Raw genomic sequence first — 24,433 nt, 5'->3', positions numbered from 1 at the left:
GCGGCCGCCTGGGCGGTGCGGACGCGCCACGGGCTCCTTTCGTACCCATTGCCCGCGATTTCGGGCGGCACAGCGCCGCTGAGCGTAGAACCTGCCCGAGTAATGATTCGTGTTCCACGTGGAACACGAGCGCGGACCGCGGGCGCGCTTCTCGGAGCGCTGGGCGATGCCGCGCCCATCCCTCGCGCTGTGTCGGTGTTCCACGTGGAACACCGCGGGGTCAGGAGCGGTGGTCGCGGATGGCCTGCTCAGCGAGTTCGGCGTACGTCCAACCGAGGTCGAAGCCCGACGCGGAGAGCGCCTGCGGCAGGAGTGACGTCTCCGTGAGCCCGGGGAGGACGTTCGCCTCGAGGAACCACGGGGTGCCGGCGGCGTCGATGATCAGGTCGACGCGGGACAGGTGGCGTAGACCCAGCGCGCGGTGCGCTGCCACCGCCGCCTCGGCGGCTGCCTCGGCGTGCTCCTCGGGCAGGCGTGCCGGCGTGTAGAAGGTGGTCTCCCCCGCGTTGTACCGGGCCTCGAACCCGTAGATGCCGTTGCGAGGGACGATCTCCACCGCGGACAGTGCTGCGGGACCGTCGCCGGTGTCGATGATGCCGATCGCGACCTCGGTGCCGCGGATGAGCTGCTCGATCACGACGTCGTCGCAGTAGGTGTAGGCCGCCACCATCGCACGGGGCAGGTCGTGCACGTCGTCGACGAGCGTGACCCCCTGGGCGCTGCCGCCCCGGGCGGGCTTCACCGCGAGCGGCACCGGGTGTTCGGTGGCGATGCCTTCGAGGACCCCGACGGCACCGAGCTCGCGGAACACGTCGTGGGACAGCGTCACCGACCTCGGCGTCCGGACGCCGGCGCGGGCGACCAGCGCCGAAGCCGTGGGCTTGTCCCATGCCAGCCGAGCCGACGTGGAACGCGAGCCGACGAACGGGATGTCCAGAGCCTCCAGGACGCCCCGCAGGGCGCCGTCCTCACCGGAGGCGCCGTGCAGGGCCGGCCACACGACGTCCGGGCGGTCCTTGCCGAGCGCAGGCAGGAGCATGGCGTCGGCGTCACGGAGGTCGACCTGCCAGCCGTAGCCGGTCAGCGAGTCAGCGACCCGTCGGCCCGAGCGGAGGGAGACGTCCCGCTCGTGGGAGATCCCTCCCGCGACGACGACGACGTGACGACGGGTGAGCTCGGCCATGCGGGGATCCTCCGGTGTGCAGGTACGGTGCTGCGCGGCCCGCGCAGCGGAAAAGCGCTGGTCAGGAGATGTTCGGCGGCGGCGCACTGACCGAGGAGGACTCGGTGACGGCGGTGGGGCGGGTCGCCGGGCCGAAGGTCTCGATGAGTTCGAGCTCGTCGTTGACCACGTTCGCGAGTCGCTTGACGCCGATCCGGATCTGTTCCGGCGTCGGGTAGCAGAACGACAGCCGGATGTTCCCGCCACCGCGACCGTCGGCGTAGAAGGCCGTGCCCGGGGTGTAGGCGACGAGCTCCTTGACGGCGCGCGGCAGCATGCCCTTCGAGTCGAGGGACTCCGGCAGCGTGAGCCAGACGAAGAACCCGCCGTTCGGCTTCGTCCACGACAGGTCCGGCAGGAACTCCCCGAGCGCGGACAGCATCGCGTCGCGGCGCTCGGCGTAGATGCCGCGGAACGTGTCGACCTGGCCCTTCCAGTCGGCGGCGTCCAGGTAGTTGTTGACGACGTACTGACCGAACGAGTTCGGGGCGAGGACCGCCGACTCGTTCGCCAGGACCAGCTTCTCGCGAATGGCGTGCGGTGCCAGCGCCCAGCCGACGCGGAACCCCGGCGCGAGCGTCTTCGAGAAGGAGCCGAGGTACACCACGCCCTCCTCGTCGATGGAGCGGATCGCCTGCGGCGCCGGCTCGTCGAACCAGAGGAGCCCGTACGGGTTGTCCTCGAGCACCAGGATGTTGTTGGACCGGCAGATGTCGAGCACCTCGATGCGGCGCTCCCGGCTCATCGTGACGCCGGCCGGGTTGTGGAAGTTCGGGATCGTGTAGAGGAACTTCATCCGCTTGCCCTGGGCGCGCAGGTTCGCGATCGCCTCGCGCAGCGCCTCGGGGACGAGCCCGTGCTCGTCGGTCGCGACGTGCACCGTCTCGGCCTGGTACGAGCGGAACACACCGATGGCACCGACGTAGGACGGCGACTCGGCCAGCACCACGTCACCCGGGTCGATGAAGAGCCGCGTGACGAGGTCGAGGGCGTGCTGCGAGCCGGTCGTCACGACGACGTCCTCGGCGCTCGCGCGGATGCCCTCCAGGCTCATGACGTCCACGATGTGCTCACGGAGCGACCGCAGGCCCTGTCCCCCGCCGTACTGCAGCGCCATGGCGGCGTCCTCGTGCATGACGCGGTCCAGGGAGCCCGTGACGAGCTCTCTGGGGAGCGCGGAGACGAAGGGCATCCCGCCGGCCAGGGAGACCACCTCAGGGCGCGAGGCGACGGCGAACAGGGCTCGGACCTCGGAGGCGCTCAGCCCGGCGGTGCGCTGGGCGTAGGAGTCGTACCAGGGGTCGAGGCTGTTGCCGTTCGTCATCGAGTGCTCCGTTCAGTGGGACATTCCCGCCACACTACGACATCGACCTCGGGAACCACGGCTCCGCGACGGGGCCGATCGCGAACGCGTGGCCCGGAACGACGACGGCCCCGCTCTCCGTGGAGAGCGGGGCCGTTCGTGTGGGGAGACCTACGCGAGGAACTCGGCGAGGTCGGCCTCGAGCGCGGGCTTCGGCTTGGCGCCGATGACGGTCTTGACGACCTCGCCGCCCTTGAAGACCTTCATCGCCGGGATCGACGTGATCTGGTAGTTCATGGCCGACTGGGGGTTGTCGTCGACGTTGAGCTTGACGATCTCGATCTTGCCGGCGTGCTCTTCGGCGATCTGGTCGAGGATCGGCGAGACCGCGCGGCACGGGCCACACCACTCGGCCCAGAAGTCGACCAGGATCGTCTTGTCGGACTTGAGGACCTCGTCCGAGAAGGTGGCGTCGGTGACAGCCTTGGCGTTGGACATGTGTGCTCCTTCGAGAAGTCGTTCAGGGGGTACAACGGCAGGGCCGTCGTGGTATTCCGTGGGTCAGGCGTGCGCCGAGGTGACGTCGAGGATGGCGGGCTCGGTCGGGCCGACACCCTCTGCCTCGTCGGTCAGCGAGTCCTCGAGCTCGGCGAGGTACTTCTCTGCGTCGAGCGCCGCGACCGTGCCGGAGCCGGCCGCCGTGATGGCCTGGCGGTAGGTCGGGTCGATGACGTCGCCCGCGGCGAAGACACCGGGCAGGTTGGTCTTCGACGAGCGGCCCTGCACCGCGATGGTGCCCTCGGGTGCGATGTCGATCTGACCGTGGATCAGGTGCGTGCGCGGGTCGTTGCCGATCGCGATGAACAGGCCGTCGAGCGCGAGCTCCGACTCCTCACCCGTGACCGTGTCCCGCAGGCTGACACCCTCGACCGCGGAGTCACCCGTGATGCCGGTGACCTCCTTGTTCCACGCGAACTCGATCTTCGGGTCGTTCATCGCGCGGTCCTGCATGATCTTCGACGCACGCAGGCTGTCCTTGCGGTGGATGACCGTCACCTTGTCGGCGAAGCGGGTGAGGAACGTCGCCTCCTCCATCGCGGAGTCGCCACCGCCGACGACAGCGATGTTCTTCTGTCGGAAGAAGAACCCGTCGCAGGTCGCGCACCACGAGACGCCGTGACCGGACAGGCGCTCTTCGTCGGCGAGGCCGAGATGCCGGTAGGCCGAACCCGTCGCGTAGATGACCGCGAGGGCTTCGTAGGTCTCGCCGGAGCCGACGGTGACCTTCTTGATCTTGCCCGTCAGGTCGACCGAGACGGCGTCGTCGTACAGGACCTCGGCGCCGAACTTCTCGGCCTGCTCCTGCATCTTGATCATGAGGTCGGGGCCCTGGATGCCCTCGGGGAAGCCGGGGAAGTTCTCGACCTCGGTCGTCTTGGTGAGTTCACCGCCCGTCTCGACGCTGGATGCGACGATGAGCGGCTTGAGCTCCGCGCGCGCGGCGTAGATGCCGGCGGTGAACCCGGCCGGGCCGGAACCGATGATGATGAGCTGGCGCATGCCTGAGTGCCCTTCCGTTGCGTCTGACCGGGTCAACCCATCGTAGCGACGCGGCATTCCACGCGGCCCGTGCGTGCGGTGATCGGCGTCGTTCAGCGGCCGAGCTTGTTCCGGAGCAGGGTGACCGCGTTGCCGATCTCGCCGTTCTTCGCGACGACGAGCGCCCCGAAGTACACCAGGGCCATCACCGCGCCGGTCAGGACGATGGTGATGAGGGCACCCGTGCGGTCGGACATCGCGAACCCGGCCTCGGAGAACGCCCCGAAGAAGTTGACGACGAGGAGCCCGGCGACGCCGGCGATCAGCGCGGCGATGACGAACTGCACGTGGGACCGCGTGACGACCGGACCCTCGATGCTGCCGAGCTTCCGACGCACGAGGACGAGCGCCACGATCGTCTGGGCGGTCCCGGCGATCGTCGTGCACGCCGCGACACCGATGCCGATCACCGAGGTCGGGAAGGTCGACACGGCGAGGGCACCGACCACGAACAGCACCGACTGGACGCACTGCATCAGGAACGGCGTGCGGTGGTCGTGCATGGCCCAGAACACCCGCTGGATCACGAACAGCATGCTGAACAGCACGAGCCCCGGCATGTACGCGACGAGGACGGCGCCGACCTGCAGCGCGCTCTCGAACGTGCCCTCGTACAGGCGACCGAACGGCACCGCGACGACGACCAGGGCGACGGAGGCGAAGACCGTGAAGAGCCCGATGATGCGGAGCGACAGCGAGAGGTTGCGGCGCACCGCGTCCAGGTCACCGCGCTCGGCGTCGTGGCTCATGCGCGTGAAGTAGGCCGTGGCGATCGAGACCGCGATGATCGAGTGCGGGAGCATGAAGATGAGCCACGCGTTGCCGAGCACGGCGTTGCCGGGTCCGTCGTCCTGCCCCTTCCACGCGACGGCCGACTGCACGACCCCGGCGAGCTGCGTCACGAGGATCATCGCGAAGAGCCAGCCGGCCGCCGTGCCCGTCGACTCGAGACCGACACCGCGCCACCGGAAGTCCGGTCGGAACGTCAGTCCGGCGCGCTTCCAGAAGAAGGGCAGGAACGCCGCCTGGGCGAACACCCCGAGCGAGGCGCTACCGGCGAGCAGGGCGATCTTCGCCGGTGTCCACTCGTCGAGCTGGCTGCCGCTGCTGCCGTACAGGGCGATGAACACCACGAGTCCGGCGATCGCGATGACGTTGTTCAGCAACGGCGCCCACGTGAACGGCCCGAACACCTGCTTGGCGTTGAGGACCTCGCCGAGCAGCGAGTACATCGCGTAGAAGAGGATCTGCGGCAGGCACCAGAAGGCGAAGGCGACCGCGAGGTCGGTGGCTGCCGGACCGGCGTCCGACGAGGAGGACGTGTAGAAGCGCACGAGCAGCGGCGCGATCGCCGTCGCGACGACCGCGATGACGATGAACACCGAGCCACCGAGCGTCACGATCTTGTTGACGTAGGACTGCCCGCCGTCGGTCCCGTTCTTCATCGCGCGGACGATCTGCGGGATGAGCACCGCGGACAGCAGACCCCCGGCGATCAGCGCGTAGATGTTGTTCGGCAGCTGGTTGGCGACCGCGAAGGCGTTCGCCGAGGGGCTCGCGTTCTGCCCGATCGCGTAGGCGAGCACGAAGGTCTTCGCGAAGCCGAGGATGCGGCTCACCATCGTGCCCGCGGCGAGCATCGCGCTCGCGCGGCCCAGGTTGCGCTCGGTGCCCTGCTCGGCGTCGACGTCGGGCTGGGGCTGGCTGCTGCTGATGGTCGGCTCCTCGGGGTCGCGGTCGTCCGCGACGGTGTTGCGTGCGGTGTCGGACGGGAGGCGCGGTTCGGCTCCGGCACGAGCGATGGCGTCCTGCAGGGGGTCGCCGCCCGGTGCTGCGACCGCGGCCGAGGCCGGGCTCGCGTCGCTCAGACCCGCTCCGACGCCGGCGACACCGGCTGCGCCGGTGCCGGACCCGGCCACGTCCGGAGCGTGGGCCGCGGCGGCGGGGTGATCCGAGCCTCCAGGCCGCGCTGCCGGTACAGGGGTGCCTCCGACCGTGGGCTGGACCGCCAGGGGGCGGTTCGGGTCCTCGTCGTCGTCGACCTCGCCGTTGCGACGTCGGGCGCGCTTGCGGATGCTGCGGAAGATGCCGAAGCCGAAGATGCCGATCAGGGCGATCGCCGCGGCCGCCGTGATCAGCGTCTCCCACTGCGCCTGCACGTTGAGCTCGACCGTCGCGGGGTCGGAAATCGTGACGCCGGTCGGGCTCGACAGCGACATGGTGAGCTGGACCGTGCCGTTCGCCACCGACTGCACGGGGACGGTCGTGCGGGTGGAGGAGTCGGGCTGGATCTCGACGACGATGTCGTTCCGGACGACCCGGAGCGCGGAGTTGGACGGTCGCACCGACAGGCGCACGGTGACCGGGTGGGCGGAGCTGTTCCGGATGGAGACCGGCAGGGCGGACTGGTCGCCGAGCAGGGTCAGGCTGCTCGAGTCGACGATGCCGACCTCGGTCGTGCTCTTCGCCCATGCGGCGGTGCGCGCCTCGATGGCGGACCCGAGCCCCTGCGGGTCGTCACGCCAGGCGTTCGACGCGAGTGCCAGCAGGCGGAGTCGAGCCGGAGCGGTGATCTCGGCGGGTGTGTCGAGGACGGTGGCGAAGGCCGCGAGCCCCTGCTCCCCCCGCACCAGGCGGCGGAGGTCGTCGATGCGGGCCTTCCCGGTGGAGGCACTGCTGAGCGTGAGCGAGCCGGCGACCGCGTCCGAGGCGACGGAGAGGTCGGCGGGGGCGACCCACGCCGTGTTCTCGAGGGCGTCGAGGGCCTGGCCGAGGCGGGTCGAGTCGGACGGCCACTCCCGCCCGAGCGTCAGCAGGATCGGCCCGGCGGCGGACTCGGTGGGGACGGCCGTGGCGAGGGTCGCGGTGAGCTCGGACATCGACGACGCGTACGTCTGCCGGTCGCCGGCGGTCGCGGCGGTGCGGAGGAGCGACGACATCGACTGGTCGGAGACGAGCACGTGGTCGTCGCCGATCTTCTCGGACGCGGCGATGGTGGTGTCCGGTCCGGCCGAGGTGTTGCCGCTCGACACGATCGTGGTCTCGGTCCCCGCGCGTGCCAGTGCCGGCAGGTCGGCAGAGGACACCGTTCCCTCGGTCGGCCAGGCGATGGACTCCATCGAGTACGGGAAGTCGAGCAGCGACTCGGTGGTCGGCAGGGTCTCCTGCGGTTCGTCGGTGCCGTCGTCCGGGGTGTCGCCCGGCGCGGCACTCGGGGTCGGCGACGTGGTCTGTCCCGGGGTGGCGGTCGGGGTCGGCGCCGGGGTCTCGGCGCCGGGGAAGTCCTCGGGATCGACGGACTGGTCGAGCGAGATCGGCGACAGGATGCCGTCCGCGCCCGCCTGCCGCAGGCCGGTGACGTCGGCGTCGGCGTAGGGCAGCGCGAAGGTCTCGTTGCGGAGCGACTCGAGGCGCTGCAGCCAGGCCGTCGCGCTCGACGGCGCGTTGTCGCCCAGGATCCGGATTGACGCGATGATCCGGGGGTCGACGGCGACGGCGACGTTGTGGTCCTCGGCTGCACGCAGCTGCTGCGTGAGGGTGCCGTCGATCGACGTCGCGGCGGCCAGCACCGCGGGCGTGAGGACGCCGTCGGTCGACCTCGGCACGGTGACGGGCATGGCCACGGAGACGCTCACCGGTGCCTGCACGAAGTCGGGGTACCAGGTGATGGCGGAGCGGTCGACGGCGAACGCGTCCCCCGCCGTGTACTCCGCGGCGATGCGTCGGGCACCGAACGTGGAGTACCCGCCGAGTGCGACGTTGCCCGAGACGATCTCGACCGAGTCGATGGTCACCGAACGGTGCGCCGGGATCGCCGGGATGTCCACCGAGTCCATCAGGGCACCGAGGTAACCGGTTGTGGTGGTGTCGCTGAGCCAGCTCGCCAGGACGGCTCGTGTGCTCACCGAACGGAAGATGTCGAACTCGGCCGTGCCCGCGGGCAGGTCGGCGTCGGTGTCGTTCGTGACCGTCACCGACAGGGTGAGGTCCTGGTCGCGCTGCACGACCCCGCGGTTCGCCGGGGCGATGGCGATGGTCGCCTTGCCCTCGTCGGCGGCGGCCGGAGCGGCGGCGTGCGTCTTCGGCGCGGAGACCGTGGCGGCCGAGGCGTGGTCGGTGGTGACGGGCGCGACGACCAGGCCGAGCGCGACGAGGGTCGACGCGGCTGCGGCGAGCGTGGTGCGGAGCATCTGCATACGAGGAGCGGGCCACGGGGTCGGTTCGGGCCGAGCACGAGTGTATGAGGCACTGCCATGAACAGGTCCCGTGCGCGCGGGGTTCGTGGAGAACTCGGGGCCTCGATCTGGGAGGATGAGCACCGTCATGCAGTCCGTTGCCCAGGCCGTCGAACGACTCGACGCACTCGCCGCCACCGAGCCCGTCGCCCTCCTCGCTCGGGCCTTCGCCGACGCCGGACACGAACTCGCCCTCGTCGGCGGACCCGTCCGTGACGCGTTCCTCGGCCGGCCCGTGACCGATCTCGACTTCACCACCGACGCCCGTCCTGATGCGATCCTGCGGATCGTGGACCCGATGGCGAGCGCCACCTGGGACGTCGGCCGACAGTTCGGCACCATCGCCGCGCGGATCGCCGGCGAACAGGTCGAGATCACCACGTACCGCAGCGACGTCTACGACGGTGAGACCCGCAAGCCCGAGGTCGCGTTCGGCGACACCATCGAGGACGACCTGCTCCGCCGTGACTTCACGGTGAACGCCATGGCCCTGCGGCTGCCGGCCCGCGAGCTCGTGGACGTGCACGGCGGTGTCGAGGACCTGCTGGCCGCCCGCCTGCGCACCCCGCAGGCCGCGCTCGTGTCCTTCCGGGACGACCCGCTGCGGATGATGCGGGCGGCGCGGTTCACGTCGCAGCTCGGGTTCACCGTCGACGACGACGTGCGGGCCGCGATGCAGGAGCTCGCCGGGGCGATCGACATCGTGTCGGCCGAGCGGGTGCGCGACGAAGTCGTCAAGATGCTGAACACGAGCGACCCGGTGCCCGGCATCCGGCTGCTCGTCGACACCGGGCTGGCCGAGCGGTTCCTGCCGGAGCTGCCCGAGATGCGCCTGGAGATCGACGAGCACCACCACCACAAGGACGTCTACGAGCACTCGCTCACCGTGCTCGAGCAGGCCATCGGGTACGAGGCCGAGCGGCACGCCGGCGATCCCCCGGACACCGTGCTCCGACTCGCGGCACTGCTGCACGACATCGGCAAGCCCGCGACCCGCAAGCTCGAACCGGGCGGCGCCGTCAGCTTCCACCACCACGACCTGGTCGGCTCGAAGCTGGCGAAGAAGCGGCTCCGTGCCCTGCGGTTCGACAACGACACGATCGCCGCGGTGTCCCGCCTGATCGAGCTGCACCTGCGGTTCTTCGGGTACACCGAGGGCGCCTGGACCGACTCGGCCGTCCGCCGCTACGTCCGCGACGCCGGGGACCAGCTCGAGCGACTCCACGAGCTCACACGCTCCGACGTGACCACACGGAACCGGCGGAAGGCCGACCGCTTGGCGTTCGCGTACGACGACCTGGAGGACCGCATCCGGGTGCTGTCCGAGCAGGAGGAACTCGACTCGATCCGGCCGGACCTGACCGGCGACGACATCATGCGGATCCTCGACATCCCGCCGGGGCGTGCCGTGGGCGAGGCCTACCGGTTCCTGCTCGAGGCGCGGATGGACGAAGGACCCCTCGGGTCCGACGAGGCCGAGGCGCGCCTGCGCGCCTGGTGGAGCGCCCGAGGCGACACCAGCGCCTGATACGCGACCGCCTGACGGGCGCGACCGCTCTCCACAGGCCGGTGGCGCGCCTCCAGGCAGTCCGGTAGGCTACCCAGGTTGCCCCTCGCGCACCTGCGTGGACGGGGCACATGCATCAACCCTCCTGCCCCGGGAACTGCCCGGGGCCGCTGAGACCAGAGGAGGTGGGTTCCGCATGCACCAGTACGAACTGATGGCGATCCTCGACCCCGAGATCGACGAGCGCACCGTCGCTCCCAGCCTGGACAAGTTCCTCGCCGTGATCCGCAACGCGGGTGGCACCGTGGACAACGTGGACGTCTGGGGCCGTCGCCGCCTGGCCTACGAGATCGCCAAGAAGTCCGAGGGCATCTACGCCGTCGTCGACTTCACGTCGACCCCCGAGGCCGCCAACGAGCTGGACCGTCAGCTCGGGCTCTCCGAGGCCGTGCTCCGCACGAAGGTCCTCCGCGCCGAAGAGGGCATCGCGCAGGTCGCCGCCCAGAAGCAGCGCGACGAGGCACGTGCGGCCCGCAAGGCCGCCAACGCGTCCGCAACCGCGACCGCGAGCGCCGAGTAACCCGTGGCCGGCGAAACCGTCATCACGGTGGTGGGCAACCTCACCGCGGACCCCGAGCTGCGCTACACGCAGAACGGGCTCGCCGTGGCGAACTTCACCATCGCGTCGACCCCTCGCACGTTCGACCGTCAGGCGAACGAGTGGAAGGACGGCGACGCGCTGTTCCTCCGCGCGAGTGTGTGGCGCGAGTTCGCCGAGCACGTGGCGGGGTCGCTGACGAAGGGCTCGCGCGTCATCGCGCAGGGTCGTCTGCGTCAGCGTTCCTACCAGGACCGTGAGGGTCAGCAGCGCACGAGCATCGAGCTCGAGGTCGACGAGATCGGCCCGTCGCTCCGGTACGCCACCGCACAGATCACCCGCGCAGCGGGTGGCAGTGGCGGCGGCGGTCGTGGCCAGGTCGGCGGAGGCAACTCCGGCGGCGGTGGCAACGGCGGCTGGAACGGCGGCGGCAACAACAACGGTGGCGGTCAGTCTGACGCGCCGTGGTCCCCGCAGGGTGGCCAGCAGGGTGGCGGCAACGCACAGTCGAACGACGTGTGGAGCACCCCCGGTGGCAACTTCGACGACGAGACCCCGTTCTGATCGGAGCACGCAGCGCCGCCTGACAGCGGCAACTGCGAGTTCCGTTCTGATCCTCAGCGTCCCGACGGACACACAACTCTTCTTCTAAGGAAAAACCACAATGGCTGGAAAGAGCACCGGCGATCGCCGGAAGCCTCGCGGCAAGGGCGGCAAGAACGCCGCTCCCGCGAAGTCGATCAAGGTCGGCGTCATCGACTACAAGGACGTCGCGACCCTTCGCAAGTTCATCTCGGAGCGTGGAAAGATCCGCGCCCGTCGCATCACCGGCGTCTCCGTCCAGGAGCAGCGCCTCATCGCCCGTGCCGTGAAGAACGCCCGTGAGATGGCGCTCCTCCCCTACGCCGGCTCCGGCCGCTGATCGGAGGTCGACACATGTCGAAGCTCATCCTCACCCACGAGGTCTCCGGCCTCGGTTCCGCCGGTGACGTCGTCGACGTCAAGAACGGCTACGCCCGCAACTACCTCATCCCCCAGGGCTTCGCTGTCGCGTGGTCCAAGGGCGGCGAGAAGCAGGTCGAGTCGATCCGTGCCGCGCGTACCGCGCGCGAGCTCGCCACCATCGAAGAGGCACAGGACCTCAAGATGAAGCTCGAGAACGCCACCATCCAGCTGTCGGTCAAGGCCGGCAAGGACGGTCGTCTGTTCGGCTCCGTGCGTCCGGCGGACGTCGCTGACGCCGTCCAGGCGCAGGGCGTCGGCTCGCTCGACAAGCGCAAGGTCGAGGTCCCCGCGACCATCAAGACCGTCGGTGACCACGAGGCCACCGTGCGTCTGCGCGAGGACATCACTGCCGTGATCTCGCTCAAGGTCGTCGCTGCCAAGTAGCACTGACGTTCCGCTCCACGACGGGCGGGTCTCCTCCGGGAGGCCCGCCCGTCGTTGCGTGTGTGGGGGTACGGCGGGCGGGGTCGGGTCGGCTCGTGGGGCCGGACCCGACATCTTCTGCTCATGATGCGACCGACTGGAGGCGCGGCTCGGCCTGGGCTGGCTGGTTACCGCTCCGCCGCACCCGAGACTTGCTGGGAGCACCCCGAGAACGCTCCCCACAGGGGAGGCGCTTGTCAAGTCGTTTTACACAGTGGAAACGTGTCAAATCCGAACCTTCAACGCGCACTTGAAGCCCACTTTTCCACACACCGTATGAAACTCGAAACCCCAGGTCAGACGGTCGAAACTGTGTTCCCCTGGCTCGTTATCCCCAACCCAGTCCACAGTTCTCCACACCGCGGTTCGGCGTGTTCCGCAGCCTCTCCACAGAGTTATCCACAGGGGCATTTGTTGGGGATAACTCTGAGGCCGTAGCTTGGCCCAGCGACTCGGGGATGTCGGTTGCCGCGGGTAAGAACGGGGTGCGGACCCGGGTCGGTGAGCGTCGTCCCTCAGGGTCTGGTCCGCGTCGTCAACAGAGGAGAGCGTGTGTCGATCGCACATCTTGAGCCCGCACCGCAGGACTACGCGGAGCGCGGCACGGAACGGACCCCGCCGCACGACATGCTCGCCGAGCAGTCGACCATCGGCGGCATGCTCCTGTCGAAGGACGCCGTCGCAGACGTCATCGAGACCGCGCGGGGCGTGGACTTCTACGTGCCCAAGCACGAGGTCATCTTCGACGCCATCCTGTCGCTCTACTCGCACGGTGAGCCGACCGACGTCATCGCCGTCACCGACGAGCTGACGAAGACCGGTCTGCTGTCACGAGCCGGCGGCGCCGAGTACCTGCACAGCGTCACGAGCATGGTGCCCACGGCCGCGAACGCCGGGTACTACGCCGGGATCGTGGCCGAGAAGGCCGTGCTCCGTCGCCTGGTCGACGCCGGTACCCGCATCGTGCAGATGGGCTACGCCAGCGAGGGTGAGGTCACCGACCTCGTCAACAGCGCCCAGGCCGAGGTCTACAACGTCGCCGGCGGCGTGCAGACCGAGGACTACGTCCCCCTGACCGACGCCATCTCCGCCGCCCTCGACGAGATCGAGGCCGCCAAGGGTCGCGACGGCCAGATGACGGGTGTGCCCACCGGGTTCGCGCAGCTCGACGGCCTGACGAACGGCTTCCACCCCGGACAGCTCATCATCGTCGCCGCCCGACCGGCACTCGGGAAGTCGACGCTCGCGCTCGACCTGTGCCGCGCCGCTGCCATCAAGCACGACCAAACCGCCGCGTTCTTCTCGCTCGAGATGGGTCGCGCCGAGATCGCGATGCGTCTGCTGTCCGCCGAGACCAGCGTCCCACTGCAGAACATGCGCAAGGGCACCGTCGACTCCCGCGACTGGACCACCATCGCGCAGACCCGCGGTCGCATCAACGACGCCCCGTTCTTCATCGACGACTCCCCCAACATGACGCTCGTCGAGATCCGGGCCAAGTGCCGACGTCTCAAGCAGCAGCACAACCTGAAGCTCGTGGTCATCGACTACCTGCAGCTGATGACCTCGGGCAAGAAGGTCGAGAGCCGCCAGCAGGAGGTCTCGGAGTTCTCGCGTGCGCTCAAGCTGATGGCCAAGGAACTCCAGGTGCCGGTCATCGCGCTGTCGCAGCTGAACCGTGGGCCCGAGCAGCGTGCCGACAAGAAGCCCCAGATCTCCGACCTGCGTGAGTCCGGATCGATCGAGCAGGACGCCGACATGGTGATCCTGCTGCACCGCGAGTCGGCGTACGAGAAGGACAACCCGCGTCAGGGCGAGGCGGACCTGATCGTGGCGAAGCACCGTAACGGGCCGACGGACACCATCACGGTGGCGTTCCACGGGATGTTCTCTCGGTTCGTGGACATGCCGCAGTAAGAGGTGTTGTTGTCGTCCGCCAGCTGACTTGTCCGACTGCCACGCAACATGTCTGAGAAACGGACATGGACACGCTGTTCGGCAGTACCGATGGGCCACGTCGACCAGGGGCCCACCGGAGGACCCGCTATCCGACACCTTCGTGGGTGGAATCTTCGGTTTCGGTCGCCGCCAGCGGTGTGGCGGTGAAGCGTGACAGGAGCGTCGCCAGCGCCGCGCGGTCAGCCTCTGACCAAGTGCTCGTGTGCTCGGCGATCACGGTCTCCAAGCGGCGGCGAGCTTCGTCGATGGCTGTGCGGCCCCGCGGTGTGAGCGTGAGAAGGGCCTGGCGTCGGTCGCGCGGGCTGGGCTGCTGGGCGACGAGGCCGGCTTGGATCAGTTCTGAGGCCCGTCGGCTCACGACGGAGCGGTCGAGGCCGAGGTCTGGAGCCAGAGACGCTGCCGAGAGTGGTTCGCCGGATCGCGCGAGCGAGCTGAGGATCGGGTAGTTCGCCTCGGTGAGCCCCGGAGCCACGCCGAGCGTGACGCTTCCGTAGAGCCCACTGCGGAACCCGCGGGCGAGGACCACGCCGAGGGCGTTCGCGATCGTTGCTGCTGCATCCATGCCTCGAGCATACGTGTGCAAATCGCACACAAACCTGCTACCGTAAGTCTGTGCAAGTTGCACGGAATGGAGATGCACCATGGCCGACATCGCAGCAGCGCTGACAGCGCTCCTCAATGACCGAGACAGTTCTGTCGACGAGACGATCGGGCGGTACTTCGCCGACGACTACCGGCAGAAGACCGACGGCGTGTGGAGCGATCGTGGGCAGTTCGAGGACCACATCACCCACTTGCGAGGAATCGTGGCGTATGCCGAGGTGCGAGTCCTCGACGAGCTCGTCCAGGGCACGACCTACGCGGACCGACATGAAGTTCATGCCACGAAGGTGGACGGGGCGCTCGTCGTGCAGGAGGTCTACCTCTTCGCCACCCTTGCAGATGATGGGCGGTTCTCGGAGGTGCATGAGGTGACCTCCCTGCTTCGCGGAAGCGAAGCCGACCGGAGCATGGGAACAGCCTCGTAGGCGCGACCGCTCAACTCGATGGCGGACGGACGGCCGAGCCGCCAGCAGGATCGGCCGTCCGCCCTCTCGGGAGGCCATCGGCTTTCCGGACTTGGTGCAGCTGATCTCGCAGGTAGCCCGTAGCGGGGTCCACCTCGAGGAGGAACTCGCGGATCCGTGCGATGACTTCTTCGTCCGTCAGCTGTGCGGCCAGCGCCGCTGAGCGTTCAACGACGTTCCCGCCACCGGCCAGAGTCCCACCGAACCCGTAGCCAGGGTTCGGTCCGGCCAACACCTGAGGCTAGGGTTCGGCGCCTCATCGGCGCCTCGTCGGCGCATTGGCTCGATCTCGGTCAGGTGGACCATCCCCTGACGGGCGAACAACGGGACTCGGCAGACTCCGTGTGGTCGCGCCGCCTCCTCCCGGTCATCCGGGGTGACCGAAGACTGACAGCAGCGTCCAGACGACGCCGATCATCCCGAGCCCCACGGCGAGCACGCGGACGAGCCCCGGAGTCATCGCGCTCTGCGGGCCGTGAGTGCCCCGCTGGGACCCGACGAAGTACTGCGCGATCGGCGCCGGACGCACGAACGCGGCGACCGCTACCGCGACGATCGCCGGCCCAGCGATGAGTCCTGGGATCCACATGGACTCCAGCCAACCAGGGCCGGCTCACGTGCAGTGCGATGTGACGATCCGGCAGCGATCCGTGACGGCGACGCACCCCGAGCCCAGACCTGCCCGGCTCGGGTCGGACGCAGGGGCCGACTCCACAGCCGACGGTCCGCCGCGCGGACGTCGCTGACGCTGCAATCCTGACAGGAGGCGCGGTGCAGGTGGGTCGATCGACTCACCGGCACCGCGCCTCCTGTCCGGCGAGGGCCGGGGCGCGGCTCCGGGGACCGTGGACGGGAGGTCATCTCGCCCGTGGGGAGAGGACCCGTGCGAACAGCAGCACGAGGAGTCCGGACGCGGGCACGATGAGGAGTCCCCACCGCAGGGCTGTGGCGTCCGCGATGGCCCCGACCACGGGCGGTGAGAGCAGGAACCCGACCCGCAGCAGCCAGCCGATGATCGTGAGTCCGGACCCCGGTGCGAACCCCGGGATCTCGTCGGCGTTCTGCATGGCCGAGGGGATGAGGGTGGCGACCCCGAACCCGGCGACACCGAACCCGACGATGCTCCCGATGACGCTGGGGAAGGCGAGGGCGGTGCCCATGCCGACGAGGACGAGGACGCCACCGCCGCGCGCCATCGTCCGCTGGCCGAACCGGTCGGTCATCCGGTCGCCCACGAGACGCCCGACGAACTGCATGCCCTGCAGTGCGATGAACCCGAGGCCCGCGACGAAGGCCGATGCTCCGAGGCTGTCGGAGAGGTAGATCGCGGACCAGGAGCTGCCGGCGTCCTCGACGATGGCGCCCGCGGAGGCGATGACGACGAGGGCGAGCAGGATGCCGTAGCGGCCGACGAGTCCCAGCGCCTTCGGGGCCGTGCTCCGTGCGCCGCCGTCGGCCCCCGTCGTCCCACCGTCCGGATGCTGCCCGTCAGCACCGGAGACTGGTTCCGCGCCGGGCAGCAGCCAGCGGTACGACAGCAGGGCTGCGGCGGCGAACAGCGCGCCGGAGACGGACAGGTGCACCAGCAGGGGCACCTCGAGCTGCGCGGCGGCGGCCCCCATCGCGCCTCCCGTCACGGCGCCCACGGACCAGACGGCGTGGAACGAGTTGATGATCGACCGGCCGTAGCGGCGTTGCACGCGGAGCCCGTGGGAGTTCTGGGCGACGTCGGTGATGGAGTCCATGGCGCCGGCCAGGAACAGCGCGAGTGCGAGGACGAGCCAGCCGGGTGCGACGCCGGTCAGCAGGAGCCCGACAGCGGTGACGAGCGTCGCGGCGACGGCGACGCGGGAGGACCGGAAGCGACGGATGAGGAGCCCCGCGCTGAGCCCCGCGATGAGCGCCCCGAGCGGGTAGGCGGCGACAGCGGCGCCGAAGGCCGCGTTCGTCAGGTCGAGCTCTGCCTTGATCTGCGGGTAGCGCGGCAGGAGGTTGGCGATGAGCGCGCCGTTCGTGAAGAACAGGATGCTGACGGCGACACGGGCGTGACGGGCGTCCAGTGACGCGCTCGGCACGGCGCGCCGGACAGGAGACGTGGTCATGGGGTCGGTCCGATCTGGGGGTGCGGTCGTGCGCGAGGCGCAGCGAGGAGGTCTGGTCGAGCGAGGGACGCGCAGCGGCTCAGGGTGACGGTGCCCTCCGGCGCGCGAGCGCTGCGGCGGTCTCGTCACGCGTCCACCCGGTGGCGTCGATCGCCTCGAGCACACGCACCCGGGTCGCCGGCCGGACGGCGTCAACGTCGTTGAGGACACGCGACACGGTCGTGTGCGACACCCCCGCAACGCGGGCGACGTCCTTGATGGTGGTGGGCGGAGCCGCACCTGCTCCGTCGTGCTCGTCCGGCCCAGCGCTGCCGTCGCGCACGTTCGTTCCCGAGTTCCGAACATTCACGGTGTTCATTCGAACACACGAGTTACGATCTGTCCATGCAGATGGACGTTCGACACCGCGAGATCCTCGACGAGCTGCGCCGATCGGGCCGCGTGCAGGTCGACGACCTCGCTGCACACCTGGGCACCTCGTCGATGACCATCCGTCGTGACCTGGAACACCTCGCCGGGGTCGGTGCGCTCCGACGGGTCCGTGGTGGCGCGGTGGGACCGGCCCTGCACGGCGAAGGGTTGCCGTTCTCGGTCCGAGCCGTCGACGACCAGGACCTGAAGGCGCGACTCGCAGCAGCGGCCGTCGCTCACATCGTCGACGGCGAAGCAGTCGCCGTCGACAGCGGGACGACGGGCGCCGCCGCCGCTGCGGAGCTGGCGGGACGCAGGGTGACCGCGATGCCCCTGTCGCTGCAGGGCATCGCGGCGCTCTCCTCGAGTCAGACGGTGAGCCTCGTCCTCTCGGGAGGGACGGTGCGCGGCGCAGAGGGGACGATCGTCGGACCGATCGCTGAACGGACGATCGCCTCGCTCCGCTTCGACACGGCGATCCTCACGTGCTGCGCAGCGGACCCGGCTGCCGGCGTGACGGCGTTCGACCTGGGCGACGCCGCGATCAAGCAGGCGATCGTGGCTGCGGCGTCCCGCGTGGTCCTGATCGCGGAAGGGGCGAAGTTCGCCCTCCGGTCCATGGCGGTCGTGTGCGCGCTCGAGGACGTCGACGTCCTCGTGACCGACGCTTCCGCCCCCTCGGCGGTGCTCGACCGGTTGCGTGCGGCCGGCGTGGAGGTCACGGTCGTCTAGGTCACGCCCTGCGGTCACCGCGCCCGTGCGGACGTCGGAGTCGCCGACAGCAACGTGAGCGCCTGCGCCGTCGCGGAGCCCGGCGGGCAGCTGTAGACGACGAGCTGCAGACCCGGTGACCCCTGGACGGCGAAGGTGTGGGCGTCGAACTCCAGACGCCCCACGGCGTCGTGCACGAAGCGCTTCGCCGTGACCGTCTTGCGGAGCACCCGTTGGGCGCTCCACCGCTCGTCGAACGCGGCACTCGTCCCGCGCATGGTCGCGATGACGTCCTGGAGGCGCGGGTCGCCCCCGAACTCCGCGGTCGCCGCGCGCAGACTGGCGACGGTCGCGTCGGCCGCCCTGGCCCAGTCCGCGTGGAACCGTTCCGCCGCCGGGTCGGCGAACATCATCCGGACCAGGTTGTCGAAGTGTCCGAAGGGTGCGTAGACGGCACGGGCGAGCGCGTTGGCGGCGAGGACGTCGTGTGCCGGGTCGATCACGAACGCCGGGTGCGCGGACCACGAGTCGAGGAGCTGGCCGAGCGCGGGGGTGGCGGACGTGGCCGGCCGGGCGCCCCGAGGTGGAGCGACGAGCCCCGCCAGGGTGAACAGGTGCTCGCGCTCGTCGTCGTCGAGCTCGAGCCCGTCGGCGATCCCCTGCAGCACCGCGGTACCGGGGCTGACCTCCCGTCCCTGCTCGAGCCGCGTGTAGTAGTCGACGCTCAGCCCGCCGAGCACGGCGACCTCTTCTCGTCGCAGGCCGGCCACGCGGCGGAGCCCACCGGCGGGCAACCCGAGCGTCTCCGGGGACAGCCGGGAGCGGACGGCGCGCAGGTAGGCGCCGAGGGTCAGGTCGGGGGCGGACGGGGTCACGTGCCCAGGGTAGGTGCGGACTCCGGGGCCTCCCTGGTCCTGGCACACCCCGGAACGACGCGGCACGGGACGGATCCTCGGCGGCGTCGAGGCTGACGGCATGAACGACGACGCAACCACCACGACCCCGTCCGCATCCCATCCCTACGTCGGCCTCTGGGTCACGGCCGACGGCCGCGTCCGGCACGAACTCCGGGCGGACGGCCGCTACGTCGAGGCCCGAGGCGACCGCGAGGCGGCCTACGTCGGGCGCTACGAGGTCAGCGGAGACCACGTCGAGTACCGCGACGACACCGGTTTCACCGCGGACGGGGAATTCCACGACGACGTCCTGCACCACGGCGGCATGGTCCTGCACCGACGGAAGGTCGTCCTGGTCACGGGTGCCTCCAGCGGCATCGGTCGGGCCACGGCGGTGCGCCTCGCCGCAGCCGGACACCCGGTCGTGCTGGGTGCCCGACGGACCGACCGGCTCGACGCCCTCGTGACCGAGATCGAGGCCGCGGGGGGAACGGCGCTCGCGGTGTCCCTCGACGTCACCGACCTCGCCTCGACCCGGGCGTTCGCGGCAGCGGCCCTCGACCGCTTCGGCCGCATCGACGTGCTCGTCGCCAACGCCGGCGTCATGCCGCTCTCGCCGCTGTCCTCGGGGCTCGTCGACGAGTGGGATCGGATGCTCGACGTCAACGTGCGCGGCCTGCTGTACAGCATCGCCGCGACGCTCCCCACCATGCTCGCGCAGGGCACCGGCCACGTGGTGACCATGGCGTCGATCGGCGCCTACGAGGTCACGCCGACGGCAGCCGTCTACTGCGGGACGAAGTACGCGGCCCGGGCGATCACCGACGGCCTGCGGCAGGAGTCGCCGCGCGGCATCCGGGTGACGACCGTCTCGCCGGGCGTCACCGAGTCGGAGCTGGCATCGACGATCACCGACGAGACGGCAGCCGCCGCGATGGTCGAGTACCGCGCCGAGGCGATCCCGGCGGACGCGATCGCCCGGGCCGTCGACTACGCGGTGGCGGAGCGTCCGGACGTCGACGTCAACGAGATCGTCGTGCGGCCCGCCGCCCAGCGCTGACCCCGAGCCCGTCCTGCTCCGGCACCGCTCGGTGTCGTCGCGGACGGGTGTGGCACGCTCCGGAGATGACGATCAACATCACGGCGTTCCTGGCGGACAGCGCGGAGTCGGTGAACGGGAAGCTCTACGTCCTCGGCGCGGGCTGGGACACGCTCGCGGTGAGCCAGGTCCCCGCGGTCCAGCAACGGGTGGCCGTCGGCGTGCTGGTGCAGGTGGGGTGGAACGACACCGGGGTCGAGCACGACGTGACCCTCCGTCTGGAGACCGAGGACGGTGAGCCCGTCCCGCTGGCACGGCACGCTGCCGGCATGCCGGAGGGGACGGCGGTCGCGGCGATCGGTCACCGGTTCACCACGGGGCGGAGCACGTTGCTGCGCGCCGGCGACGACCAGACGCACCCGGTGACCTTCACGATCAACGACCTGCTGCTCGAGCGGGTCGGCGGCTACTCGTGGGTCATCGAGGTGGACGGGGAGATCGCGCACCGACTCGCGATGCGCGTGGTGCAGCACACGCCGTGACGACGCCGCGGCCCGTACCGGTTGTGCAGCTCGTGGTTCCGCACTTGACTGGGCGTGACAGGAAGAGGTCGTCACGATGTCGAAGCAGACCGCACTCGTCGTCGGTGCGTCCCGCACCCTCGGCCTCGGCATCGCCCGGGTCTACCTGGACCGCGGTTGGGACGTGATCGGCACCGTGCGTGGTACCCAGTCCACCGCACTCCACGACCTCGCCGACCGGGCAGCCGGTGCGCTCGAGGTCGAGGTGATGGACATGACCGTCGCCGACCAGGTCCGTGCCGTCCGCGACCGGCTCGACGGACGGACCCTGGACACGGTGTTCGTCAACGCCGCGATCGCCGACGCGGACCTCCCCGTCGCCCAGGTGCCCACCGCCGTCTTCGTCGACGTGATGGTGACCAACGCGCTCGCCCCGATGCGCGTCGTCGAGGCGTTCGCACCGCTCGTCCCCGCAGGCGGGACCATCGGCGTCATGTCGTCGACGCAGGGCAGCATCTCGATGAACGACAACGGCGGCCACGAGGTCTACCGGGCGAGCAAGTCCGCGCTGAACCAGCTCATGCGGAGCTACGCGGCGCGGCGTGCTGGCGACGCGGTGTCCCTGTTCCTGATGGACCCGGGCTGGGTGCAGACCGAGCTGGGCGGGGACGGTGCGACGCTCACCGTCGACGAGAGCGCACCCGGCGTCGTCGACACGCTGCTCCGGCACGCCGGAGAACCCGGACTGCGGTTCCTCGACCACCGCGGAGCCACCGTGCCCTGGTGATGCACCCGGTCCCACACGCCCGCGGACGAACCGCGCCGACGGACGGAAGCCTGACGAGAGGGAGACGATCGGTCCATGAGCGACGAGCAGCGCGAGCACCACGCGCACGACGACGGAACCGAGCGGCCGCGCGTCGTCGCGGTGAGCCGGGACGACGAGCACCGGTTCAGCAAGCCGGTGGTCGACGAGGTGACCCTGGTGGCGGGGTGGGGCATCGAGGGTGACGCGCACGCCGGCACCACGGTGCAGCACCGCTCCCGCGTGGCCCGCGATCCGTCGCAGCCGAACCTGCGCCAGGTGCACCTGCTCCACGCCGAGCTCTTCGACGAGGTCGCCGACGCCGGGTTCACGGTCGACTCCGGTCAGATGGGCGAGAACGTCACCACGCGCGGCATCGACCTGCTCGGGCTGCCCACCGACGCCGTCCTGCACCTCGGCGACGACGCGTCGGTGCGGGTCACCGGACTGCGGAACCCGTGTCAGCAGATCAACGGCTTCGAACCGGGGCTGCTGCGGGCGGTGCTCGGTCGCGCCGCGGACGGCACAGTCGAGCGCAAGGGCGGGGTGATGGCCGTCGTGCTCAGCGGCGGGACCGTCCGACCCGGCGACCGTATCCGGGTCGAGCTCCCCGACGGCGAGCGACGACCGCTCCAGCCCGTCTGATGACACGGCCCACGCGACGCGTCCTGGTGCTCGGCGGGACCGGTTGGCTCGGACGGGCGATCGTCGACGACCTGCTCGCCGACGGGGCCGACGTCACCTGCCTGGCCAGGGGGTCGTCGGGCGACGTGCCCGAGGGAGCGCGCCTGATCCGTGCGGACCGGCTGCTGCCCGGCGCCCTCGACCAGGTGACCGGTACCTGGGACGACGTGATCGAGCTCGCCCACGCCCCCGAGCTCGTCGTCCCAGCACTCGACGCGCTCGCCGACCGTGCCGCGCACTGGACGCTGGTCTCCACGGTCTCGGTCTACGCACGGAACGACGAGCCGGGCGCCGACGAGTCCGCGCTGATCGTGGAACCGTCCGACCCCACCGAGTACGCCGACGCGAAGGTGCTCGCCGAACGGACCACCCGGTCGCGCATCGGCTCCCGCCTGCTCGTCGCCCGGCCCGGGCTCATCGCCGGCCCCGGTGACCCGAGCGACCGCTTCGGGTACTGGCCGGCACGCTTCGACCGTGGTGGCCCCGTCCTGGTGCCGATCACCGCCGGGCGTTCGGTGCAGGTCATCGACGTCGCCGACCTCGCCGCGTGGCTGGTCCGGGCAGGGCGTGAGCGCTTGGTCGGCACCGTCAACGCCGTCGGGCCGGCCGTGTCGATGGCGGAGTTCTTCGAGGCCGTCCGTGCTGTCACAAACCACGACGACGAGCTCGTCGCGGAGGAGGACGACGTCCTGCTCGCGCACGACGTCCGCTACTGGGCGGGACCTCGTTCGCTCCCGCTGTGGATCCCAGTGTCGGACGCCGGATTCGCGCAGCGGTCGACGGCGGCGTTCGTCGGGTCGGGTGGCAGGACCCGACCGCTCCGTGACACCGTCGTCCGGGTGCTCGAGGACGAGCGGGTGCGGGGGACGGACCGCGGACGACGTGCGGGCCTCACCCCGGCAGAGGAGCGCGCCGTCCTCGCCGCCGTCCGGTAGTCGGCCAGCCACCCGGTCGAGCAGCCGCTCGGCTTCCGGTCAGTCGGTCGACGCTGCCGGCCGTCCGCTCAGTCGGTCGACGCTGCCGCCGCCTGCTCGTACAGGCTGGTCGCCAGGTCGTTGAGCAGCTCGTGCAGTTCCCCGCCGTGCGCACCGTCGACGGCACGCAGCATCGCGGCGTACCGCTGCCGGTAGTCCGCCACGACCTCGTCACCCGGGGCCAGCAGGCGCAGCAGTGACCCCCGGCGGTCCGCGGGGTTCGGGGCACGCTCGAGCAACCCGGCCGCGCTCATCCGGTCGACCATGTTGGTGACCGCGCCCGACGTCAGCCCGAGGTACCCGGCGACCTCGGTGGGGGTGGAGTACCCGGTGTCACTGATGAGCACGAGGGCCCGCAGGGCGTTCTCGTGCACGCCGGCCCGGGCACTGAGCTGGCTCACGAGGCTGGCGTTCGCGCGCACGACGGCCGTGAACGCCGCCATCAGGTCGGTCGCGTCGTCGTGTCCTGCTGGTGCCACGAGGCTCTTCTTCCGTGTCGGTATCAAGGGGGACAAGTGCGTCCCCCGTACTGGGGCAAGTATACGAGTGGCAAACTTGGTGAACCGGTGACTATCTTAGTCATTGAAGCAACCCGGCCCGAACCGGTTGCTCCGACCGACAACCACCACCGAACGAAGAGGTACCCCGTGTCCACCAAGCTCCGCACCTCCGCACTGAAGCGGATCCGCTTCGCCCCCGTGGCGCTCCTCGCGGGTATCTTCGCCGCCGTCCTCCTCTCCCTGTCGCTCACCGGCACCCTCTCCGGGTTCGCCGCGAGCATCACGAACAGCAGCAACACCGCCGGCAGCGGCACGCTGATCATGCAGGAGCAGAACGCCGGCGCGACCGTCACGTGTCTCAGCACCGACGGCGGCTCGGTCTCGACCAACTCGGCGACCTGCTCGACCATCAACAAGTTCGGCGGCAGCACCACGATGACCCCGGGCAACACGGTCAACACGGCGATCTCGATCAAGAACACCGGCACCGCGAACGCCAGCACCTTCACGCTCAACCCCGGCGCCACCTGCACCCAGTCGGCGAACGGCACCGCCAACGGCACCGCGACCGACCTGTGCGCCAAGATGAACCTCGTCATCACCTCGGGCTCGACCACGGTCTTCAGCGGCACCCTCGCCAGCTTCAAGGGCGCTCCGGCCTCGGCCTTCACGATGCCCCAGGCCCCGGCTGCCGGCGCCACCGTGCCCTTCAACTTCGCGGTGACGCTCGACTCCTCCGCCGGCAACTCCTACCAGGGCCTCGCCGCCTCGGTCCCGATGACCTGGACCTTCACGGCCTGATCCCGCCCGGGCCGAGCGACACGGCTCGGCCCGGGCGGGATCAGGCCGTGAAGGTCCAGGTCATCGGGACC

General features: G+C 70.2%; 25 protein-coding genes. 14 read left to right on the top strand and 11 right to left on the bottom strand.

What is annotated here, in order from left to right:
- Nucleotides 1–220 precede the first annotated feature (220 nt).
- The 5 genes from LEL83_RS12180 to LEL83_RS12160 form a co-directional block, all read right to left on the bottom strand.
- Nucleotides 221–1,183: a D-alanine--D-alanine ligase family protein gene (locus LEL83_RS12180; protein ID WP_225559016.1), complete on the bottom strand. Its 963-nt coding sequence runs from the start codon at nt 1,181–1,183 to the stop codon at nt 221–223.
- Between the two features lie 61 nt (nt 1,184–1,244).
- Nucleotides 1,245–2,546, bottom strand: a complete 1,302-nt coding sequence (locus LEL83_RS12175; RefSeq protein ID WP_225559015.1) for an aminotransferase-like domain-containing protein — start codon at nt 2,544–2,546, stop codon at nt 1,245–1,247.
- Between the two features lie 150 nt (nt 2,547–2,696).
- Entirely contained in the window at nt 2,697–3,023 is a 327-nt protein-coding gene (gene trxA / locus LEL83_RS12170; protein ID WP_017887828.1) for a thioredoxin, read from the bottom strand.
- A gap of 63 nt (nt 3,024–3,086) precedes the next feature.
- Nucleotides 3,087–4,085 (bottom strand): thioredoxin-disulfide reductase, encoded by a 999-nt coding sequence (trxB, locus tag LEL83_RS12165; RefSeq protein WP_198657172.1) that lies wholly within the window; start codon nt 4,083–4,085, stop codon nt 3,087–3,089.
- 92 nt (nt 4,086–4,177) lie between these two features.
- Nucleotides 4,178–8,320, bottom strand: a complete 4,143-nt coding sequence (locus LEL83_RS12160; RefSeq protein WP_225559014.1) for a DUF6049 family protein — start codon at nt 8,318–8,320, stop codon at nt 4,178–4,180.
- Nucleotides 8,321–8,447: 127 nt separating this feature from the next.
- Here LEL83_RS12160 and LEL83_RS12155 point away from each other — a divergent pair, with 127 nt between their 5' ends.
- The 6 genes from LEL83_RS12155 (at nt 8,448) to dnaB (ending at nt 13,809) form a co-directional block, all read left to right on the top strand.
- The gene (locus LEL83_RS12155) at nt 8,448–9,887 is read left to right on the top strand and encodes a CCA tRNA nucleotidyltransferase (RefSeq protein WP_225559013.1); all 1,440 of its coding nucleotides are present in this window, start codon (nt 8,448–8,450) and stop codon (nt 9,885–9,887) included.
- 175 nt (nt 9,888–10,062) lie between these two features.
- Nucleotides 10,063–10,446: a 30S ribosomal protein S6 gene (gene rpsF, locus LEL83_RS12150; protein ID WP_198657170.1), complete on the top strand. Its 384-nt coding sequence runs from the start codon at nt 10,063–10,065 to the stop codon at nt 10,444–10,446.
- A 3-nt stretch (nt 10,447–10,449) separates the two neighbouring features.
- Complete coding sequence (locus tag LEL83_RS12145; RefSeq protein ID WP_198657169.1) at nt 10,450–11,028, top strand: single-stranded DNA-binding protein; 579 nt, start codon at nt 10,450–10,452, stop codon at nt 11,026–11,028.
- 100 nt (nt 11,029–11,128) lie between these two features.
- The gene (gene rpsR, locus LEL83_RS12140; RefSeq protein WP_017887834.1) at nt 11,129–11,386 is read left to right on the top strand and encodes a 30S ribosomal protein S18; all 258 of its coding nucleotides are present in this window, start codon (nt 11,129–11,131) and stop codon (nt 11,384–11,386) included.
- Between the two features lie 14 nt (nt 11,387–11,400).
- Entirely contained in the window at nt 11,401–11,853 is a 453-nt protein-coding gene (rplI, locus tag LEL83_RS12135) for a 50S ribosomal protein L9 (RefSeq protein ID WP_198657168.1), read from the top strand.
- Between the two features lie 591 nt (nt 11,854–12,444).
- Nucleotides 12,445–13,809 carry a replicative DNA helicase gene (gene dnaB / locus LEL83_RS12130; RefSeq protein WP_198657167.1) on the top strand — a complete coding sequence of 455 codons (1,365 nt, stop codon included), beginning with the start codon at nt 12,445–12,447 and terminating at the stop codon, nt 13,807–13,809.
- A gap of 127 nt (nt 13,810–13,936) precedes the next feature.
- On the opposite strand, the gene LEL83_RS12125 is transcribed toward dnaB, so the two are convergent.
- Nucleotides 13,937–14,413: a MarR family winged helix-turn-helix transcriptional regulator gene (locus tag LEL83_RS12125; RefSeq protein ID WP_225559012.1), complete on the bottom strand. Its 477-nt coding sequence runs from the start codon at nt 14,411–14,413 to the stop codon at nt 13,937–13,939.
- A gap of 79 nt (nt 14,414–14,492) precedes the next feature.
- Here LEL83_RS12125 and LEL83_RS12120 point away from each other — a divergent pair, with 79 nt between their 5' ends.
- Nucleotides 14,493–14,879, top strand: a complete 387-nt coding sequence (locus LEL83_RS12120; RefSeq protein WP_225559011.1) for a hypothetical protein — start codon at nt 14,493–14,495, stop codon at nt 14,877–14,879.
- A gap of 406 nt (nt 14,880–15,285) precedes the next feature.
- Here LEL83_RS12120 and LEL83_RS12115 read toward each other — a convergent pair whose 3' ends face one another.
- The 3 genes from LEL83_RS12115 to LEL83_RS12105 all read right to left on the bottom strand — a co-directional run bounded on the left by LEL83_RS12115 (nt 15,286) and on the right by LEL83_RS12105 (nt 17,342).
- Nucleotides 15,286–15,507: a hypothetical protein gene (locus LEL83_RS12115; protein ID WP_225559010.1), complete on the bottom strand. Its 222-nt coding sequence runs from the start codon at nt 15,505–15,507 to the stop codon at nt 15,286–15,288.
- Nucleotides 15,508–15,775: 268 nt separating this feature from the next.
- Nucleotides 15,776–17,020 carry an MFS transporter gene (locus LEL83_RS12110; RefSeq protein ID WP_225559009.1) on the bottom strand — a complete coding sequence of 415 codons (1,245 nt, stop codon included), beginning with the start codon at nt 17,018–17,020 and terminating at the stop codon, nt 15,776–15,778.
- A 79-nt stretch (nt 17,021–17,099) separates the two neighbouring features.
- On the bottom strand, nt 17,100–17,342 hold the full coding sequence (locus tag LEL83_RS12105; protein WP_225559008.1) for a LacI family DNA-binding transcriptional regulator: 243 nt from the start codon (nt 17,340–17,342) through the stop codon (nt 17,100–17,102).
- Between the two features lie 62 nt (nt 17,343–17,404).
- Here LEL83_RS12105 and LEL83_RS12100 point away from each other — a divergent pair, with 62 nt between their 5' ends.
- Nucleotides 17,405–18,163 carry a DeoR/GlpR family DNA-binding transcription regulator gene (locus LEL83_RS12100; RefSeq protein ID WP_225559007.1) on the top strand — a complete coding sequence of 253 codons (759 nt, stop codon included), beginning with the start codon at nt 17,405–17,407 and terminating at the stop codon, nt 18,161–18,163.
- Nucleotides 18,164–18,177: 14 nt separating this feature from the next.
- Here LEL83_RS12100 and LEL83_RS12095 read toward each other — a convergent pair whose 3' ends face one another.
- Complete coding sequence (locus tag LEL83_RS12095; RefSeq protein WP_225559006.1) at nt 18,178–19,017, bottom strand: helix-turn-helix transcriptional regulator; 840 nt, start codon at nt 19,015–19,017, stop codon at nt 18,178–18,180.
- A 100-nt stretch (nt 19,018–19,117) separates the two neighbouring features.
- Here LEL83_RS12095 and LEL83_RS12090 point away from each other — a divergent pair, with 100 nt between their 5' ends.
- From LEL83_RS12090 to LEL83_RS12070, 5 genes are all read left to right on the top strand, one after another.
- The gene (locus LEL83_RS12090; protein WP_225559005.1) at nt 19,118–20,098 is read left to right on the top strand and encodes an SDR family NAD(P)-dependent oxidoreductase; all 981 of its coding nucleotides are present in this window, start codon (nt 19,118–19,120) and stop codon (nt 20,096–20,098) included.
- Between the two features lie 65 nt (nt 20,099–20,163).
- Entirely contained in the window at nt 20,164–20,619 is a 456-nt protein-coding gene (locus LEL83_RS12085) for a DUF6941 family protein (RefSeq protein ID WP_225559004.1), read from the top strand.
- Nucleotides 20,620–20,695: 76 nt separating this feature from the next.
- Nucleotides 20,696–21,385, top strand: coding sequence for an SDR family oxidoreductase (locus LEL83_RS12080; protein ID WP_225559003.1), 690 nt, complete (start codon nt 20,696–20,698; stop codon nt 21,383–21,385).
- A gap of 75 nt (nt 21,386–21,460) precedes the next feature.
- A complete protein-coding gene (locus LEL83_RS12075) occupies nt 21,461–22,048 on the top strand; it encodes an MOSC domain-containing protein (protein WP_225559002.1) in 588 nt (195 codons plus the stop codon).
- Nucleotides 22,048–23,022 (top strand): NAD-dependent epimerase/dehydratase family protein, encoded by a 975-nt coding sequence (locus LEL83_RS12070; RefSeq protein WP_225559001.1) that lies wholly within the window; start codon nt 22,048–22,050, stop codon nt 23,020–23,022. Before LEL83_RS12075 ends, LEL83_RS12070 begins: the two co-directional genes overlap by 1 nt.
- Before the next feature lie 68 nt (nt 23,023–23,090).
- Here LEL83_RS12070 and LEL83_RS12065 read toward each other — a convergent pair whose 3' ends face one another.
- Nucleotides 23,091–23,540, bottom strand: coding sequence for a MarR family winged helix-turn-helix transcriptional regulator (locus LEL83_RS12065; protein ID WP_198657142.1), 450 nt, complete (start codon nt 23,538–23,540; stop codon nt 23,091–23,093).
- A 168-nt stretch (nt 23,541–23,708) separates the two neighbouring features.
- On the opposite strand from LEL83_RS12065, the gene LEL83_RS12060 reads away from it, so the two are divergent.
- The gene (locus LEL83_RS12060) at nt 23,709–24,362 is read left to right on the top strand and encodes a COG1361 family protein (RefSeq protein ID WP_198657141.1); all 654 of its coding nucleotides are present in this window, start codon (nt 23,709–23,711) and stop codon (nt 24,360–24,362) included.
- The last annotated feature ends 71 nt before the right edge of the window (nt 24,363–24,433 follow it).

Origin of the sequence: Curtobacterium oceanosedimentum, from assembly GCF_020297365.1 — a bacterium.
Classification (GTDB): domain Bacteria; phylum Actinomycetota; class Actinomycetes; order Actinomycetales; family Microbacteriaceae; genus Curtobacterium.
This window is presented reverse-complemented; position numbering and strand designations above follow the sequence as displayed.

Coding starts and splice junctions, on each gene's coding strand:
- LEL83_RS12180 (WP_225559016.1), bottom strand. CDS start 1,183: ATGGCCGAGCTCACCCGTCGTCACGTCGTCGTCGTCGCGGGAGGGATC.
- LEL83_RS12175 (WP_225559015.1), bottom strand. CDS start 2,546: ATGACGAACGGCAACAGCCTCGACCCCTGGTACGACTCCTACGCCCAG.
- trxA (WP_017887828.1), bottom strand. CDS start 3,023: ATGTCCAACGCCAAGGCTGTCACCGACGCCACCTTCTCGGACGAGGTC.
- trxB (WP_198657172.1), bottom strand. CDS start 4,085: ATGCGCCAGCTCATCATCATCGGTTCCGGCCCGGCCGGGTTCACCGCC.
- LEL83_RS12160 (WP_225559014.1), bottom strand. CDS start 8,320: ATGCAGATGCTCCGCACCACGCTCGCCGCAGCCGCGTCGACCCTCGTC.
- LEL83_RS12155 (WP_225559013.1), top strand. CDS start 8,448: ATGCAGTCCGTTGCCCAGGCCGTCGAACGACTCGACGCACTCGCCGCC.
- rpsF (WP_198657170.1), top strand. CDS start 10,063: ATGCACCAGTACGAACTGATGGCGATCCTCGACCCCGAGATCGACGAG.
- rpsR (WP_017887834.1), top strand. CDS start 11,129: ATGGCTGGAAAGAGCACCGGCGATCGCCGGAAGCCTCGCGGCAAGGGC.
- rplI (WP_198657168.1), top strand. CDS start 11,401: ATGTCGAAGCTCATCCTCACCCACGAGGTCTCCGGCCTCGGTTCCGCC.
- LEL83_RS12125 (WP_225559012.1), bottom strand. CDS start 14,413: ATGGATGCAGCAGCAACGATCGCGAACGCCCTCGGCGTGGTCCTCGCC.
- LEL83_RS12120 (WP_225559011.1), top strand. CDS start 14,493: ATGGCCGACATCGCAGCAGCGCTGACAGCGCTCCTCAATGACCGAGAC.
- LEL83_RS12115 (WP_225559010.1), bottom strand. CDS start 15,507: ATGTGGATCCCAGGACTCATCGCTGGGCCGGCGATCGTCGCGGTAGCG.
- LEL83_RS12110 (WP_225559009.1), bottom strand. CDS start 17,020: ATGACCACGTCTCCTGTCCGGCGCGCCGTGCCGAGCGCGTCACTGGAC.
- LEL83_RS12100 (WP_225559007.1), top strand. CDS start 17,405: ATGCAGATGGACGTTCGACACCGCGAGATCCTCGACGAGCTGCGCCGA.
- LEL83_RS12090 (WP_225559005.1), top strand. CDS start 19,118: ATGAACGACGACGCAACCACCACGACCCCGTCCGCATCCCATCCCTAC.
- LEL83_RS12085 (WP_225559004.1), top strand. CDS start 20,164: ATGACGATCAACATCACGGCGTTCCTGGCGGACAGCGCGGAGTCGGTG.
- LEL83_RS12080 (WP_225559003.1), top strand. CDS start 20,696: ATGTCGAAGCAGACCGCACTCGTCGTCGGTGCGTCCCGCACCCTCGGC.
- LEL83_RS12075 (WP_225559002.1), top strand. CDS start 21,461: ATGAGCGACGAGCAGCGCGAGCACCACGCGCACGACGACGGAACCGAG.
- LEL83_RS12070 (WP_225559001.1), top strand. CDS start 22,048: ATGACACGGCCCACGCGACGCGTCCTGGTGCTCGGCGGGACCGGTTGG.